Genomic DNA, 17,725 nt, shown 5'->3' with positions numbered 1-17,725 from the left:
GCGCGACATTCGTCACGCGTTTTTTGTTTTTGTCATTCTATGAATTGCCTTCCACGCTTCTTCTTTTCCAAGTCCTGTTTCAGAAGAGAATAGAACGATTTCATCGCCAATTTCAACAGCAAGCGTTTCTTTTACAACTTTTAAATGCTTTTGCCATTTCCCTTTCGGAATTTTATCGGCTTTCGTCGCAATAATAATTGTTGGGATTTCATAATGCTTTAAGAAATCATACATCATCACGTCATCATTTGTTGGTTGGTGACGTAAATCAACTACTAATACAGCTGCGTCTAATTGCTCACGTGTTGTAAAGTAAGTCTCAATCATCTTGCCCCATGCTGCGCGCTCTGTTTTAGATACTTTCGCATAGCCATAACCTGGAACGTCAACAAAATGCATCATCTCATTGATTAAGAAAAAGTTCAACGTTTGCGTTTTCCCTGGTTTAGAAGAAATACGTACTAACTTTTTACGATTTAAAATTTTATTAATAAAGGAAGACTTCCCGACATTTGAACGACCTGCTAATGCAATTTCTGGTAAATCACTGTCTGGATATTGTTCTGGTTTAACAGCACTAATTACAATATCTGCTTTTGTTACTTTCATTGTTTCACTCCTACTAATGCGTGCTCCAATACTTCATCTAAATGAGATGCAAGCACAAACGTAAGGTTTTCTTTTACGCTTTCTGGAATATCATCTAAATCTTTCTCGTTTTCTGCTGGCAAAATAATTTTTGTTAAGCCTGCGCGGTGAGCACTTAATGTTTTTTCTTTTAAACCACCAATTGGTAATACACGACCACGAAGTGTAATTTCACCTGTCATCCCCACTTCTTTACTTACAGGAATACCTGTTAGTGCAGAAATAAGTGCCGTTGCCATCGTAATACCTGCTGATGGTCCATCTTTTGGAACTGCTCCTTCTGGAACATGAATATGAATATCATTTTTCTCATGGAAATTCGGATCAATCTGAAGCTCTTCTGCACGAGAACGAATATAGCTAAACGCTGCTTGTGCGGATTCTTTCATAACATCCCCAAGTTTACCTGTTAAAATTAATTTCCCTTTACCAAGCGCTACAGACACTTCAATCGCAAGTGTATCACCGCCTGCTGCTGTATACGCTAACCCTGTCGCCATACCAACTTGGTCTGTTTTTTCGGCTTGCCCATAACGGAATATGTGCTTACCAAGTAAATCAACAATGTTTTTCTCTGTTACTACAATACGCTTGCGTTCTGCTGTAACGATAATTTTTGCTGCTTTACGACAAACTTTTGCGATTTGACGCTCTAGCGTACGAACACCAGCCTCACGTGTATAATAACGAATAATTTCAAGAAGTGCTTCATCACGTACTTGTAAATTACCTTTTCGTAAGCCATGCTCTTTTAATTGTTTCGGCAATAAATGTTCACGGGCAATGTGAACTTTTTCAAGTTCTGTATAGCCAGCAATCGAAATAATTTCCATACGGTCAAGCAGCGGACCTGGAACACTTGAAAGTGTATTCGCAGTTGCTACAAACATAACTTTCGATAGATCATACGGTTCTTCAATGTAATGATCACTGAAGTTATGGTTTTGTTCTGGGTCTAACACTTCAAGTAATGCCGCTGATGGATCTCCACGGAAGTCGTTAGACATTTTATCAATCTCATCTAATAAAAAGACTGGATTAACTGTTTTCGCCTTTTTCATACCTTGAATAATGCGTCCTGGCATCGCTCCAACGTACGTACGACGGTGACCACGGATTTCCGATTCATCACGTACACCACCAAGGGATACACGGACAAAATTACGATTTAATGATGTTGCAATCGAACGCGCTAACGAAGTTTTCCCGACCCCAGGAGGTCCTACTAAGCAAAGGATAGGTCCTTTTAATGAATTCGTTAACTTCTGTACAGCTAAATATTCAAGTACGCGCTCTTTCACTTTCTCAAGACCGTAATGATCTTTGTTTAAAATCTCTTCCGAATGAGCAAGATCAATCATATCTTCTGTCGCTTCTGTCCACGGAAGAGCTAATAACCAATCCATATAATTGCGAATAACACCGCTCTCCGCAGAACTTGCTGGTAACTTTTCATAACGGTCTAATTCTTTCAGTGCAGCCTTCATTGTTTCTTCAGGCATTCCTGACTGTTCAATTTTCTCACGAAGTTCTTCAACTTCCCCGCCCTTACCTTCTTTATCGCCAAGTTCAGTTTGAATCGCCTTCATTTGCTCACGTAAGAAGTATTCTTTTTGCGTGCGCTCCATTGAACGTTTCACTTTTTGTCCAATTTTCTTTTCTAAACTAAGTAACTCTTGTTCATCTTGAATAATTGAAATAAGTGTATGTAATCGTTCCTTCACAGATACAATCTCTAAGATTTCTTGTTTCTGCTTCGTTTTAATCGGCAAGTGAGAAGCAATTAAATCAGCTAATCTTCCTGGCTCTTCTACATCAGCTACCGTTGCAAATGTTTCATTTGAAACTTTTTTCGAAACTTTAATATATTGTTCGAAATGCTCGAGTAATGTACGCATAAGAGCTTTCTCTTCTAGATCATCTTCCACTTCTTCCGTTACCGTTTTGATAGAAACTTGCACTACATTTTCTTCTTCGATAAACTCTACTACTTCAGCTCTATGTAAACCTTCTACAAGGACACGAAGCGTTCCGTTCGGCAATTTTAACATTTGCTTCACTTTCGCCACTGTACCTACACTATATATGTCATCTTCTTTCGGATCATCGATATTCATTTCTTTTTGCATCGCTAAAAAGATGATATTTTCATCCATTGCCGCCTGCTCTAGTGCTTGTATCGATTTATCACGTCCTACATCAAGATGCAGAACCATCGTTGGATATACGAGAACGCCTCTTAATGGTAGGAGGGGTACGATTCTTTCATTCGTATTCATACTAGACATAGCACCTCCATAATAAATTAAACTCCTGTTCAACTATTTTATATTACAATACATCTAGATGCAATTGCAGAGATTTTCCGCAATTGTAAATCCCACGTTTTTTCTCCCTTTTAAAAAGGAAAAAAGACTCCGCTTAAGCATACAAACTTAAACGAAGTCTGGCAAATTTTATTATCGTTCATTCTTACATTGATTGTGCATCTGTTTCATCTACACTAGTATGTATATCTAGCTCTCGATGCATATTTTCCTGCATAAATGTTAGCTCAAATACTTCTTTTAACTTACGAACAGGAATGATTTCAATTCCTTTTATTGTGTACAAAAACGGTTGCATGTTTTCAGCAGGAATGATGACTTTCTTCGCACCTGCTTTTTTCGCAGCTTTGATTTTTGCGTACACACCACCAATCGGTTTCACTTCCCCGTGTATACTTATCTCACCAGTCATCGCTACTTCATTATTCACATATGTACGATGCACTGCTGAATATACACCCGTTGCCATAGCAATACCTGCGGAAGGCCCATCAATTGGGATACCACCTGGAAAATTAATATGTATATCGTACCCTTCTGGCAACACATCTAAAGAACGAAGTACTGTTAATACATTATCTACAGAACCTTTTGCCATACTTTTACGGCGAATGGATTTCGTTTGACTACCAATACTTTCCTCTTCAACAATTCCGGTAACATTTACCGATCCTTTATCTTTCGCCTTGATTGCTGTTACTTCAATTTCTAATAATGCGCCTGTATTTGGTCCGTATACAGCAAGTCCATTTACAAGACCGATTCTTGGAATAGGATAAATACGTTTTTCATATTTCGGTGTAAGTTGACTAGAGTGAACAACCCACTCTATATCTTCATCTTTAATGAAAGGACGTTCTTCATTTATTGCCATACCAGCAGAAATTTGTACAAGGTTAATCGCTTCTCGACCATTTCTTGCATACATTCCGATCATTTCAATACCGTTCTCACCTACTTGCATTTCCACTTTATCAGCTGCATTCTTCGCTACTTTTTGAATCTCTTCTGTATCTAACTCACGGAAAAACACTTCTAAACAGCGTGACCGAATAGCAGGAGGAATCTCCTCTGGCGAACGTGTCGTCGCCCCAACTAAGCGAAAATCTGCTGGCAAACCTTTTTGAAAAATATCATGTATATACGTTGGAATCATCGAATTTTCTTCACTATAGTACGCACTTTCCAAAAATACTTTCCGATCTTCTAACACCTTTAACATTTTGTTCATTTGAATTGGATGTAATTCACCAATCTCATCAATGAATAAAATACCACCATGCGCATCTGTTACAGCCCCTTTTTTTGGCTGCGGGATACCCGCTTGTCCCATTGCACCTGCCCCTTGATAAATCGGATCATGGACTGAGCCAATTAATGGGTCTGCAATACCACGTTCATCAAACCTTGCTGTTGTCGCATCAAGTTCGATAAATGTTGCATTCGTACGAAATGGAGATTTCGGATTTCGTTTCGCTTCTTCCAATACAAGACGTGCTGCCGCTGTCTTCCCGACACCTGGCGGACCATATATAATTACATGTTGCGGATTCGGACCACAAAGAGCCGCTTTTAACGACCTAATTCCGTCCTCTTGCCCTACAATATCTAAAAAGGATGTAGGGCGTACCTTTTCCGCAAGCGGCTCTGTTAAAGAAATCTCACGCATTTTACGAAGCTGCTCTAATTCTTTTTTCGATTCCCGATCAATTGAAACTTTTTGTGTTCGCTGATTTCGAAGTAAATGCCAAAAATACAATCCGACAATTACACCAAAAACAAGTTGAACAAGTAAAAATATATTTGTCCAGCTCATAATTTATTTCCTCCCGCAATGTTTTATCACTTAGTATTTCCGCGGAGGAACATAGCTAAACATAAAGAAAAACAGCAATTATAAAAATTGCTGTTTCTCCTTCACACTATGCAGATGTTTTTGTATCAAGTACAGTACCGTCTTGTAACACCAATTTTGGTGGTTCATTATCAGCTACTGTTTCTTTCGTAAGAATACACTTCTCAATATCTTTGCGAGATGGCAGTTCGAACATTACATCAAGCATCAAGCCTTCAATAATAGAACGAAGTCCACGAGCACCTGTTTTACGTTCAATTGCTTTTTTCGCAATTTCAATTAGTGCACCTTCTTCAAACTCTAACTCAACATCGTCAAGCTCCAATAGTTTTTGGAATTGCTTAACAAGTGCATTTTTCGGTTTCGTTAAAATATCAACAAGAGCATCTTCATCAAGCGGCTCTAAGTTCGCAATAACTGGAAGACGACCGATAAACTCTGGAATTAAACCAAATCGTAAAAGGTCCTCTGGTAATACGTGAGATAAAACATGCTTCTCATTTACATCAGCATTTTTCTTCTCAGAACCAAATCCAATTACTTTTTCACCAAGACGGCGCTTAATAATCGGCTCGATGCCATCAAACGCTCCACCACAGATGAATAAGATGTTCGTTGTATCAATTTGAATGAACTCTTGGTGCGGATGCTTACGACCACCTTGAGGTGGAACGCTTGCCACAGTACCTTCTAAAATTTTCAGAAGTGCCTGCTGTACACCTTCACCAGATACATCACGTGTAATTGATGGATTTTCGGACTTACGTGCCACTTTATCAATCTCATCAATATAAATGATTCCTTTTTCCGCTTTTTCTACATCATAATCAGCTGCTTGGATTAATTTTAGTAAGATGTTTTCTACATCTTCCCCTACGTATCCAGCTTCTGTTAAAGATGTTGCGTCCGCGATCGCAAATGGAACATTTAAAATACGCGCTAATGTTTGTGCCAATAATGTTTTACCACTACCAGTTGGCCCAATAAGTGAAATATTACTCTTCGCTAATTCTACATCATCAATTTTGCTGTTAGAATTAATGCGTTTGTAATGGTTATATACCGCTACCGCTAGTGCTTTTTTCGCGTTATCTTGTCCGATGACATACTCATCTAAGATTTCACGAATTTCTACCGGTTTCGGTACATCTTTGAATTCTACTTCTTCGTCCTTCGCAAGCTCCTCTTGTACAATTTCAGTACAAAGTTCGATACACTCGTCACAAATGTAAACACCTGGACCTGCAACTAACTTTCGAACTTGCGTTTGTGTTTTACCACAGAAAGAACATTTTAATTGACCTTTTTCATCATTAAATTTAAACATATTTTCACACCCCTTACAAAGTGCTAACCTCTTGCCTTCGTATGTACACGATAAATGTATCGTATGTAAATACATATTATGTCACTACGTGGCGAGAAATACAAATAATATGACTAGTTATGTACAAATAAAAAAATTTTAAAACTTTTGAAATATGTATATTCGACCTACAAAGGAAGTTTTCCTTCTTCATCGAAAAGTTTTATAAATATATTTCTATATTTATAAAACAAGGCACGATTAAAATCGTGCCTTGTTATTTTATTATGCAGCGTTTTCTACTAAGAAATCTACAGCTTTACGCACTTTAAGATCTTCAGCTAAAGCGTCTACACTTCCAAGAGCTTGCTTGATAGCGTCTACTGGCATACCGTACATTTCAGCCATTTTTTCAACTTCTGTAGTTACTTCTTCTTCAGTAACTTCGATGTTTTCAGCTTCAATGATAGCTTCAAGAACAAGGTTGATTCTTACGCGTTTTTGAGCGTCTTCTTTCATTTGCTCTTTTAACTTGTCAGCGTCAGTACCTGTGAATTGGTAGTAAAGCTCAAGGTTCATACCTTGTTGGCTTAAACGTTGCTCGAATTCACGAACCATACGATCTAACTCAGTGTCGATCATAGCTTCTGGAATTTCGATTTCAGCGTTAGCAGCAGCTAATTCTACTACTTCGTCACGTACTTTGTGCTCAGCTTCGTGCTTTTTGCCTTCTTCTAAGTTTGTACGAAGTTTTGTTTTTAATTCATCAAGAGTTGCAACAGCTTCGTCTGCTTCTTTAGCGAACTCGTCGTTTAACTCAGGAAGTTCTTTTGTTTTGATTTCGTGAATTGTTACTTTGAATGTAGCTGGTTTGCCAGCTAATTCAGCAGCGTGGTACTCTTCTGGGAATGATACTTCAACTTCTTTAGAATCACCAGATTTAAGACCAATTACTTGCTCTTCGAAACCTGGGATGAATGTACCAGAACCGATTGCAAGAGAGTAGTTTTCGCCTTTTCCGCCTTCAAATGCTTCGCCATCAACGAAACCTTCGAAGTCGATTACAGCTGTATCACCGTTTTCAACAGTTCCTTCTTCTTTAACAACTAGTTCAGCTTGACGCTCTTGTAAAGATTTTAATTCGTTCTCTACATCTTCGTCAGTTACAGTTGTTTCAACTTTTTCTACTGCTAAACCTTTGTACTCACCTAATTTAACTTCAGGTTTCACTGTAACTTTTGCAGTGAAGATAAGGTTAGCATTTTTTTCGAACTTCTCGATGTTGATTTCAGGATGATCAACTGGGAAGATACCAGCTTCATCAATCGCTTCACCGTATGCTTTTGGTAAGATGATATCTATAGCATCTTGATATAAAGATTCGATACCAAAGCGTTGTTCGAATAACGGACGAGGCATTTTTCCTTTACGGAAACCTGGTACGTTGATTGTTTGTACTACTTTTTTGAACGCAGCGTCGATAGAGTTGTTTACTTCTTTAGCATCAACTTCGATTGTTAAAACGCCTACGTTACCTTCTAATTTTTCCCATTTTGCAGCCATTTATTCTTTCCCTCCAACTATAATAATGTATGCACATACCTCTATAGATTAAAATCTTCATTATCTCTTTTTTGAAATAACAAAAGTACAAATAATCCTCTAGCAATAGCTTTCAGATATAATGTTCCAATCTACTAATTGCCTAAAAGACAACTACGGTATATTTTGTTCGAGAATAATATGAAACATATTAAGTAAGAGAATTACACTTCTCTTCTCTTACAAACAGGCAGATTTCTGCCTTTTGCAACCCTTACATTATAACATAGAATATGCTCGTTTCAAGAACCGAACGATTCTTTTTCATAATTATACGGGCAAATACCCTTCTCTTTCAATACGTAATAACCATTGATAGGCAATATGAAACTCTTCTAATTCAATATTATACGCTGTCATAAGCTCTTCTTCATTAATAGTCAATCCGAAACGCTTTCTTCCAATTCTCTCTAAAACAGCAGCCCAAATTTCCACTTTATCCATTAATAGAGCGAATGGGAAAATGCTAATTCGCAATTCTTTCCAATATGTAACCATCGCATCAAATATATCGGGATAATTTTGCTCTAATCGGCTTGATAATGTATGTATAATGTTATCGGATTGCTCCTCATTATGACCCGTAAATGCCGGAATTACCTTGATCGTATTCCCAAACTTTTCTACCTCTATCTCTTCTTCTATTTGATTTTCTATCATTTTATACAAAATAGAAGTTTTCAAATAAGGGTGCTGTTTTTCATCTATTAAAAATTTCTTTAAAATAGGTAATGCAAGATCCAAGTCTTTTAACGAAAGTTGCTGAATCGCTCTTAGCTTTTGCCCAAAGTTTTCTCCAAACATTTCATTAGTAAACTCATCCAACTCAAAATTCGAATCGACTAGTGACGTATCTACTTCATTTAACATACCTTCTGCAAATAAAGCGAGCTGCGCTAATTTTTCCTTTTGCTCAGGCATTATATCTTTCGTTTGCAAAACTTTTTCGACGGTTTCAATAACGCCTTCATAATCATTTGTTTGAACTAAAATCGTCACATATGTTTCAAGAATATCACCAAATAATACAGCTCCCATTTCAAGCAACTGTTCACATTTGTCTTTCGCTTCTTCCATATGTTTTAATTCTAACAAACAAATAACCGAAGCTAGTTCTGTTTGTTCCGTTTCTGCATTATACTGACGTAATATTTCAAAGCAGCGCAATGCATCTTCGAATCTCCGCTCTTTCAGTGCTAAAAAACCTTCATCAATATATCGCTCTGATAGCTGCGGAAACAATACGACCGTATTTTCTTTTTTATCCATACGTCCGCCTCTTTTTCTAGATTTTAATTATCTTTAAAGTAAATATATCAAATGAGTAATGAGAACACAACATCCCAAAACCCTTTGTTTGAAATATGAAAATATTTAATTTTTATATTTCAATATAAACAAACCCTTACTAAAAATTAAAAATGCGCAAACAAAAACCCTCAGCAATTAAAGCAGAGGATTCATCATTAATGGAAAGCTTTTATAATAGTGGGGTATATAACAAGGGTAATAATTTGGAGAACAATGATTGCCATAACAATCATGCTAAAATAGAAGATTGGTTTACTTCGCTTCATTAAAAACATAATAATAAGCATCGTACAAGCAAACAAACTTAAGAAGAACATACTCGTTGTCAAACTAAGTATACCACTCGGGACAAAGAACAATAACACTACACTACAAGTACCTATAATTCCAAATAACCATTCCATTCATTCACTCATTCCCTTTCCCTCTCATGGCTGTTTTTTGCTAAGCGATTAAATGTTTTACAACATCAACTACATACATTAATTTCTCATACGCCACAAATCCAAAAGCAACTGTTAAACCCGTTACGATTAATCCTTTCATTATTTCTTCCTCCTCGTTTTATCGTTGTTACCTTCATTATAGAGGATTAGCAAGTTGTTACCATCGAACTACCTTACAGTTACCTTACAGAGTTGTAAGATTTCAAAGAGGATAGAAAAACACCTCATATCACTTGAGAGGTTTTCACGGAATTTCTCTATACTCACTTGCAAAATTAACGTTTTTCTCTTGTTTATTTTTTGGAGAATCTATTGTTAAACTAATAGATTTACTAAATAATTTTGGACTGAAATAATAACAAGAATCCGTTTGAAGACAATATACGCAATACACATCTATTTCTTATTTATTCACTTCTTTTGTAGCGACTCCGCTTGCCGTAGAATAACTAGATTGGAATCTAACTTCAAGAATCCCTCTCGAGTTCAATTCTCTATATTTCACTTGTACCCTCTTAAACATTCCATCTTTATACACTGCAAGATCAAACGGAGAATGTTCCGTTTGTGGCGTTAAAATCATATATCCCTTTTCATACAAATCCACTTGAGCCTTTAAAACCGCTAAATCTCCTTTTATTTTTGTATGATGGTGCACTTTCCCTCAGCACCTTTTTACATATTTTTAAAATAATATTCTTTAATCTTCTTAACTTACCTTCAAATATTTTCGTATTACAGGAAAACACCGGATTAAAATCATGTTAAAATATTTTTGAATAATTAATAATTTAATTTACAAGGGGGATTATATATGTTTAAAAAAATGGCTGCAGATGTATTAGGACTAAGCGATGTAGGTTCTGTCATTACACCGAAAGATTATGATAAAGTTGATGCTGATGATTACGTGATGCATGAAGATGGAGAAAAAATTTATTTTCTAATTAAATCAAAGTCAGATGAATACTGCTTCACAAACAAAGGATTAATCCACCTAGACGGTACAAGTGCGACAAGTAAAAAGCGTACACTTCGCCGCTATAGCTATAGTAAATATCCAATTAAAAACGTAGCACTCGAAACTGCGGGAACGATTGATTTAGATGTAGAAATTAAGTTTCAAATGGGCGATGAGCATTATTCAATTGATGTTCATAAAAAACATATTGAAGAATTAAAAGATTTATATAAAGCTTTACTTAAAATCGAGGAAATTTCATACGACAACGGTATTACATTGCAGTATGCACATAAAAGTTTAGATATGGCATCTAACGCTTTCAGCCGTATTTCAAACGCACAAGTAAATTTAGCAGACCAATTTAAAGAAATGAACGAGATTGCTTTTAACTGGCTCGTTGATACGAAGAAACAATATAATGTGAAAGATTATGGTTTTGTCTTTGAAAAATTTATTAATAACTAAACAAAAAACCTTGTTATCAAAAGATAACAAGGTTTTCTTAGCATCCCAGGAGAGATTCCAACTCCCGACCCGCCCATTTCCGTACTATTTTATATATTTTGATCGCAGTCTTAATATATCTTCCTCTTCGCGAATGCCTGCCGATCCCTTCCTCACATTTTTTACGACAGTCCAATTCGGATCAGTTTCATCACCGATGTTCTGTATTGTAAAGTTGCCGTCACCATATTTTCGTTTACCTTCTGCCAATTTCTCTGTTAAATTATTCTCTTTTGATTTCGCCATCTTTGCGCCATCTCCCTTTTTATACAACCCTCTTAAACTGTCCAATCACACGTCCAGTCAATTGGAGATCCTCGCTTTCCGCTTCGATTAATTGTAACACACTGTCGGGGATAAGTTTCGATAACGGCTGCTCAATCGTACTAGAAACGTTATTTTCTTCAAATGTGAATGAGCCGACGCCAGTTACGCTAACCGATGCGATTTCTTGCCGATGCATTTTGTTTGTATCTTCATAAACGCTTACTAAGTATGCATTGAATTCATATATCTCATTTATAGTATTTTCGCACCTCTTGCACATACATCAATTTTTAGACAAACAAAAAACCTTGTCATCAAAAGATAACAAGGTTTTGTTAGCGTCCCAGGAGAGATTCGAACTCCCGACCGTACGCTTAGAAGGCGTATGCTCTATCCGGCTGAGCTACTGGGACATGGAGCGGGTGAAGAGAATCGAACTCTCGACCAGAGCTTGGAAGGCTCTTGTTTTACCACTAAACTACACCCGCATATGTTATTTTATTTTTCTTCGTTAGCGCTGTTGCCCTATCGACAATATTTATTATATGTATAACCATACATAAAGTCAACACCTTTTTTAAAAGAGGATAATTTTTCTTATCCTCTTTTAAAAACTGCTTGTTCAACTAGCTGTCCGTCTAATGTTTCAAAACGAACTTCCATTTGATTTTCATCCATTTCTAATAAAGCAAATGTCTTTTCTACACGCTGACGTGGTAATAAAATACTACCTGGATTAATAAATAATACGCCTTCTATTAATTCCGCACCTAATACGTGAGAGTGTCCGAAGCATGCGACTTGCGCCCCTACCTCTTCTGCATGGTACGCTAATGTTTGTAATGTCATTTTCACGTTATGACGATGTCCGTGCACAACTACGAAACGAATGCCATCTACATCAGTTACAATTTCGTCTTGAAAGTTAGCATAATCACAGTTTCCTTTTACGACATGGAAACCTTGCAGCTCTTCATGAGCAGGCGTTAGCTCTGAATCACCGCAATGAATCATGATATCTACTTTCCCTTCATATTTCTCTTTTAACTGCTGTAATTCCTTCACAGAGCTATGACTATCGCTTACGATTAAAGCTTTCATCAATCTCTCTCCCTTATTCTCCTAAAAACCATTCAGGGATTTTTTCTTCTAACTTACGAAGAGCACGTCCGCGGTGACTAATGGCATTCTTCTCATCTGAACTTAGTTCCGCCATCGCTTTTTTATATTCTTCCACATAAAAAATCGGATCATATCCAAAGCCGTTTCCCCCGCGGCGCTGTTCTAAAATATACCCTTCGCACGTCCCGTTTACAATGACAGGCTTTTTATCACCTTCAGGGAAAGCCACTGCTAGTGCACAGTAGAAACGAGCTTTACGCTTTTCAAACGCTACGTCATTTAATTCTTGTAAAACTTTATCAATATTCGCTTGATCATCTTTCGGCTCTCCAGCAAAACGAGCTGAATACACACCTGGTTTTCCATTCAAAGCATCTACAATAAGACCTGAATCATCCGCAATTACGATTGCATTCAGCTGTCTACTCAGACTATCCGCTTTTAAGATCGCATTTTCTTCAAATGTTTCACCAGTTTCTTCGACTTCTTCAATATGAGGAAAATCGTGTAATGATTTTACCTCTAAATCAAATCGCTCAAATAACTCAGCAAATTCACGTACTTTCCCCATGTTTTTTGTCGCTACAACAACTTGTTTCATACTTTCCACCTCTACTCTATATGAGATACGATGTCACCTAACGCTTCTTTTTGCATGTCAATCAGTTGGAAAATACCTTGTTCCGCAGCATCCAGTAATTCATTTAACTGTGCTCTGCTAAACGTCGCTTCTTCTCCAGTTCCTTGCACTTCAACAAACTGGCCTTTTCCAGTCATAATTACGTTCATATCAACATCTGCTTTAGAATCTTCTACATAGTTTAAATCTAAAACAACACCTTGCTCTTCAACAATCCCTACTGACGTTGCTGCTAAATAATCTTTTACTGGAATTTTAGATACTTTTTCTGCTTGTAATAACTTCTCAAACGCTAATACCATCGCTACATATGCACCTGTAATAGAAGCAGTTCTCGTTCCACCATCCGCTTGAATAACGTCACAATCAATCCAAACCGTTCTCTCACCAAGCGCTTCTAAGTCAACTACCGCACGTAATGCTCGTCCAATTAAACGCTGGATTTCCATTGTACGTCCTGTTACTTTCCCTTTACTTGACTCCCTAATTGTACGTTGTTCTGTTGCACGTGGAATCATCGCATATTCAGCTGTTACCCAGCCTTTTCCTTCTCCACGCATAAACGGTGGGACACGCTCTTCAATTGTCGCTGAGCAAATTACCTTTGTATCCCCAACCTCAATTAATACTGATCCCTCTGGATGTTTCAAATAATTCGTATGAATATGTATATGGCGTAATTCTGTTTTCTCTCTACCATCTACTCGCATAAAAATAACCTCCTCATAACTACTTGTTAGTATAGCCAAATTTAAATGTATGATATGTATACAATAAAAGAAGGAGAACCCAAAAAGCAATTCCCCTTTCTTACTTAATTAAGTATATCAAATTATTGACGATTAAAAACTACCTGTATTCACGTTTTCTGGACGATCTACAGGTTTTATTAACTTTCCGCCCTTTTCATCTATAAGATTCGCTTTACCATTCACTTCAATAGAAACTCTTTTCACGCCTTTCTTTTCTGTTAAAGATAAAACTAACGACTTCAATACGTAATTTGAAACCATATTTTTATCTGGGTTTATAAATATATTTTCATTAAAGTTTAATGTAAGATTTCCATCTTGTAATTTCGGATTTGTAATCAGTTTAACTCCTGGATTAAAATCATTCAGAAGCGACTGATGAATCGGTCCTTTTACAAGTTCATCTATAATTGCTGCATAATCATTTTCTTTTCCTTCTACAACGCGGCGTGTTACTGGTACGTAGTATTGCTGTTTATTATTATTTTGTGCCATAAAATAAAGTGTAACCGGTTTTGTATTTGTTACATCCGCTACTTGTTCATCATCGAAGTTGATACCATTAGCACGGCTCACCCCTTCCCCAAGCGGTGTACCACCAACAGGCATCTTCGCCAATTTCTCACCATTTATTTGGAACTGCACTTGTTTTACTTCTTTAAATTGCGTCAACGTCCACGCTATTGACTCAACAATTTGACGCTCTTCTTCTTTTGCATAGTTTTTCATTTCTTTAGAGAAATCAATGACTGCCGTCCCATCTTTTTTCAAATCTAAGGTCATCGATGTATTCGCTGGAATTACTGCACGGAACCCATTTGGTAATAAATTCGTTACCGGTCCATCTTTCACAAGGTACTCTAACGTTTGCTGCATAACCTCGTTTGCTTTCGAAGTAGGTACAGCTAACGTTTGCGGTACAACATAGCCATTTTTATCAACAAGGTATAGTTCTCTATTCACCGTTTGTCCTTGCTTATCTTTCTTAGCTACTTCTTTTTTTCCACCCTCTGTATACGTAACTTGTTTTGGCGGATCAATTTGTTCCGTTGCTTTCTCCTGATTTATAAAGCCACACCCTGTTAGTAAAACAGCGCTCACAGTAGCACCAACAACCCATTTAAAAGTGGATTTAGGCATGCCATTCCCCCCTAAAATCTAAGTTTGTACTATTATGTATACGAGCTGTTTCATGTTTTAGAACTAGCTGTGCTTCTTATAAAGTGAAACTTTAATCAGTGGGATAAACAAAAAACTCCTGATTTCTCAGGAGCTCACTTATATGAATTCTACTATTATTCTTTTTCTAAATAAATATGTTTCACATTTTCAATCGGTTGACCAAACCATTTTGATGCAATTTCTTTAAATAGGCCTATTTTTCCTGTTGTTAAGAAGAGATGATCACTTTGTTCCTCTCCCTCATTCAACATTTTACTATGGTATAAAATTGTACTCACTTCACGCGCTGTTTCATCACCTGAACTAATTAGTTGCACTTTATCTCCCATTACTTTTTTAATAACAGGACCTAAAATTGGATAATGTGTACAACCTAAAATAAGTGTATCAATATCAGTATTTTTCAGCGGTTGCAATGTTTCTCTTACAACTTCATATGCCATTTCACTTTCAAAATTGCCACTCTCTACAAGCTCAACGAAAGGCGGACACGCTAAACTTTCTACCATAACACGGTTATTAATAGACTTTAACGCTTCTTCGTATGCACCACTTTTCACCGTTCCAATCGTTCCAATAATTCCAACATGATACGTGTTTGTCACTTTTAAAGCTGTACGTGATCCTGGGTGAATAACTCCTACCACTGGAATTGGTAATTGTTTCTGCATCTCTTCTAATACAACCGCAGTTGCTGTATTACACGCAATAACTAACATTTTGATATTTAAATCTAGTAAATGCTCTGTCATTTCCCACGTAAATTGACGCACCTCTTCTCGAGAACGTGGACCATAAGGGCAACGTGCTGTATCCCCTAAATATATAATGCGCTCTTTCGGCAACTGACGAATTAATTCCTTCGCTACTGTTAAACCGCCAACTCCTGAATCGATAACACCGATTGCTCTATTCAACTTCATCACCCGTTTTCTCATTCATCATCTTATTTTATCATTATATTTTACACACTTTAAGTTCGCTCACTTAAACTGCTTCTGTATGAAAATTTTCATTAGTACCTGTATAGACTAGGACCTTTTTTATTTTGCTCCTTTTTTTCATAATTTGCAAGACAGAAAAATAACCGACCTTCTATATGAAAGTCGGTTTCTTCTATATAAAATACGCATTTCCTCAGCTATTTGCCGGGCAGTAAGACCCCCACCTCAAAATCCAGCGAAAGCAAAGAAATTAGGTGGGGTATCAGGCTGCCCATAAAAGCCCGATTGGTGTGGGCTAATAATTAGTGGGGGTGCCCCACTAATTAAAGTTTCACTTTATTGCTCCATCTTTTTTTGGAAAGAAGACATTCCTATTAATAAGAAGAAATGAGCAGAAATTAACATAACGATTAAAATAAAATTCAAACGATAACTATTTGTAGATTCCATAACCTTGCTCGCTACAGCTGGTCCAAATGCCATACCGAAAAAGTTAATTAAATTATATAAGCCAAGACCGACTCCAACTTTAGCTGGATGTAATGTTTTCGGTATAAATGTGTTTAATGATACTTGAATAGCTGAATAACTCATAAATGTTAAAATAACCGCCACTAAAATAATGATTAAGTTCCCGTTCGGAATAAGCCCTAAAATTAAAAAGCCAACGATCATAACTACAGACGCTACATAAATCATATTCACATTTCCAAACGAAGGGACAATCTTTCCCGTAATAAAACTAGATACAATACCAAAGAGTGATGCAACAAACAATGCAATTCCAATAACGAATGGCGACAATCCATGCACTCTTCCTAACAGTAATGGCAATAATAATAGACTAGCACATAACGCCACATTAATTATAAAGCCGACCGCTATTAAACGAAGAAATGGTTTGTTCGAAAATAACTCAATATCAATAAATGGATGCTCCGCATTCTTCATACGAACCGTGAATAAAAACAAGAAAATTATCGATAACACAAATAGCCAACTATTAATATTGATACCTAATAGAACAGTCGTAATGAATGCAAATAATAACGCCGCTCCAATGTAATCAAAATGAAACGCTTCATCCGTATGCTGCGCTTCTTCTGGCATAAATTTTATAAGCAAGAAAATCCCAACTACTGAAATAACCATAAATAAAAATAAATATGGCCACCCTAATGTATTTGTAATAGCCCCGCCAACTAAAGGACCAATACCTATCGCTAATGCAATAGAAGAACTAATCATCGCTAATGCACCAGGCTTCTTAGCAGGAACAACTAATTTTGCCACCGCAATCATACTAAGCGCAATAAACGCCGCGCCCCCACTCGCCTGCACTAATCTTGCAAGAATGGTAATTGCATAAGATTGATTCATAAATCCAATAATAGAGCCCACTACAAATATGATAATTGAAATAATTAACAGTTTTTTCACACTATAACGATCAGCCAGCTTCCCATATATCATCGAACCAATACCAACAACTAAGGAATAACCTACTACAACCCAACTTACTTTCGATTGACTAATGGATAAATCATGAGCCATATCCTCTAAAGCTACATTAAATAAAACCGCATTCATCGGTCCTAATAAAACGATAAAACATAATGTGAAAACAAACCATTTTGAATGGCTGCTTATATCTTTCCCCATGTGTAACACCTCTCCTGATTGTAGTAACTGTAAATAAAAAATAAATTTGTTTAGCTCCTCTATCACCACTAAACAACCTCATCAAATGTATAAATTTATCGCGCGACAAACTGAATTCGAAACGAAACATGTACGTTGTTCGATATTCATGGAACTATCATAGTTTCAGCATTACAGTTTGTCAACGAAAAGT

General features: G+C 36.8%; 16 protein-coding genes, 2 tRNA genes and 1 pseudogene. 1 reads left to right on the top strand and 18 read right to left on the bottom strand.

Features of this window, described 5'->3' with window-relative positions:
• Nucleotides 1–12 precede the first annotated feature (12 nt).
• From ysxC to KVT31_RS01105, 8 genes and pseudogenes are all read right to left on the bottom strand, one after another.
• Entirely contained in the window at nucleotides 13–609 is a 597-nt protein-coding gene (gene ysxC, locus KVT31_RS01140; protein ID WP_000869124.1) for a ribosome biogenesis GTP-binding protein YsxC, read from the bottom strand.
• Entirely contained in the window at nucleotides 606–2,936 is a 2,331-nt protein-coding gene (lon, locus tag KVT31_RS01135) for an endopeptidase La (RefSeq protein WP_217613508.1), read from the bottom strand. Before lon ends, ysxC begins: the two co-directional genes overlap by 4 nt.
• 184 nt (nucleotides 2,937–3,120) lie before the next feature.
• Nucleotides 3,121–4,791: an ATP-dependent protease LonB gene (gene lonB / locus KVT31_RS01130; RefSeq protein ID WP_140392555.1), complete on the bottom strand. Its 1,671-nt coding sequence runs from the start codon at nucleotides 4,789–4,791 to the stop codon at nucleotides 3,121–3,123.
• A gap of 106 nt (nucleotides 4,792–4,897) precedes the next feature.
• The gene (clpX, locus tag KVT31_RS01125) at nucleotides 4,898–6,157 is read right to left on the bottom strand and encodes an ATP-dependent protease ATP-binding subunit ClpX (protein WP_000472286.1); all 1,260 of its coding nucleotides are present in this window, start codon (nucleotides 6,155–6,157) and stop codon (nucleotides 4,898–4,900) included.
• A 264-nt stretch (nucleotides 6,158–6,421) separates the two neighbouring features.
• Nucleotides 6,422–7,699 carry a trigger factor gene (gene tig / locus KVT31_RS01120; RefSeq protein WP_088097893.1) on the bottom strand — a complete coding sequence of 426 codons (1,278 nt, stop codon included), beginning with the start codon at nucleotides 7,697–7,699 and terminating at the stop codon, nucleotides 6,422–6,424.
• Between the two features lie 309 nt (nucleotides 7,700–8,008).
• Nucleotides 8,009–9,007, bottom strand: a complete 999-nt coding sequence (locus tag KVT31_RS01115) for a hypothetical protein (RefSeq protein ID WP_088097894.1) — start codon at nucleotides 9,005–9,007, stop codon at nucleotides 8,009–8,011.
• Between the two features lie 197 nt (nucleotides 9,008–9,204).
• Nucleotides 9,205–9,453, bottom strand: coding sequence for a hypothetical protein (locus tag KVT31_RS01110; RefSeq protein WP_088097895.1), 249 nt, complete (start codon nucleotides 9,451–9,453; stop codon nucleotides 9,205–9,207).
• 286 nt (nucleotides 9,454–9,739) lie between these two features.
• Nucleotides 9,740–10,153, bottom strand: a pseudogene (locus tag KVT31_RS01105) (group I intron-associated PD-(D/E)XK endonuclease).
• A gap of 156 nt (nucleotides 10,154–10,309) precedes the next feature.
• On the opposite strand from KVT31_RS01105, the gene KVT31_RS01100 reads away from it, so the two are divergent.
• Nucleotides 10,310–10,924, top strand: a complete 615-nt coding sequence (locus tag KVT31_RS01100; RefSeq protein WP_088097896.1) for a PH domain-containing protein — start codon at nucleotides 10,310–10,312, stop codon at nucleotides 10,922–10,924.
• Between the two features lie 84 nt (nucleotides 10,925–11,008).
• Here the strand turns inward: KVT31_RS01100 and KVT31_RS01095 are convergent, their stop codons facing one another.
• The 10 genes from KVT31_RS01095 to KVT31_RS01050 form a co-directional block, all read right to left on the bottom strand.
• Entirely contained in the window at nucleotides 11,009–11,209 is a 201-nt protein-coding gene (locus KVT31_RS01095) for a cytoplasmic protein (RefSeq protein WP_088098194.1), read from the bottom strand.
• A gap of 19 nt (nucleotides 11,210–11,228) precedes the next feature.
• Nucleotides 11,229–11,426, bottom strand: coding sequence for a hypothetical protein (locus KVT31_RS01090; RefSeq protein WP_088097897.1), 198 nt, complete (start codon nucleotides 11,424–11,426; stop codon nucleotides 11,229–11,231).
• A gap of 143 nt (nucleotides 11,427–11,569) precedes the next feature.
• A tRNA-Arg gene (locus KVT31_RS01085) sits at nucleotides 11,570–11,643 on the bottom strand.
• Nucleotide 11,644: 1 nt separating this feature from the next.
• Nucleotides 11,645–11,718, bottom strand: a tRNA-Gly gene (locus KVT31_RS01080).
• A 109-nt stretch (nucleotides 11,719–11,827) separates the two neighbouring features.
• Nucleotides 11,828–12,331: a metallophosphoesterase gene (locus KVT31_RS01075; protein WP_088097898.1), complete on the bottom strand. Its 504-nt coding sequence runs from the start codon at nucleotides 12,329–12,331 to the stop codon at nucleotides 11,828–11,830.
• A gap of 13 nt (nucleotides 12,332–12,344) precedes the next feature.
• Nucleotides 12,345–12,953 carry an XTP/dITP diphosphatase gene (locus KVT31_RS01070; RefSeq protein ID WP_140392556.1) on the bottom strand — a complete coding sequence of 203 codons (609 nt, stop codon included), beginning with the start codon at nucleotides 12,951–12,953 and terminating at the stop codon, nucleotides 12,345–12,347.
• An 11-nt stretch (nucleotides 12,954–12,964) separates the two neighbouring features.
• Nucleotides 12,965–13,702 carry a ribonuclease PH gene (rph, locus tag KVT31_RS01065; RefSeq protein WP_016118680.1) on the bottom strand — a complete coding sequence of 246 codons (738 nt, stop codon included), beginning with the start codon at nucleotides 13,700–13,702 and terminating at the stop codon, nucleotides 12,965–12,967.
• A 132-nt stretch (nucleotides 13,703–13,834) separates the two neighbouring features.
• Nucleotides 13,835–14,884 carry a spore germination protein GerM gene (gene gerM / locus KVT31_RS01060; protein ID WP_088097900.1) on the bottom strand — a complete coding sequence of 350 codons (1,050 nt, stop codon included), beginning with the start codon at nucleotides 14,882–14,884 and terminating at the stop codon, nucleotides 13,835–13,837.
• Between the two features lie 155 nt (nucleotides 14,885–15,039).
• Nucleotides 15,040–15,849 (bottom strand): glutamate racemase, encoded by an 810-nt coding sequence (racE, locus tag KVT31_RS01055; RefSeq protein ID WP_000774001.1) that lies wholly within the window; start codon nucleotides 15,847–15,849, stop codon nucleotides 15,040–15,042.
• Nucleotides 15,850–16,206: 357 nt separating this feature from the next.
• Complete coding sequence (locus tag KVT31_RS01050; protein WP_088097901.1) at nucleotides 16,207–17,532, bottom strand: MFS transporter; 1,326 nt, start codon at nucleotides 17,530–17,532, stop codon at nucleotides 16,207–16,209.
• Nucleotides 17,533–17,725 lie beyond the last annotated feature (193 nt).

Source organism: Bacillus sp. GbtcB14, assembly GCF_019091205.1.
Lineage (GTDB): Bacteria > Bacillota > Bacilli > Bacillales > Bacillaceae_G > Bacillus_A > Bacillus_A cereus_AG.
The sequence above is the reverse complement of the archived record's forward strand: the minus strand, read 5'-3'. Positions and strand labels throughout refer to the sequence as shown.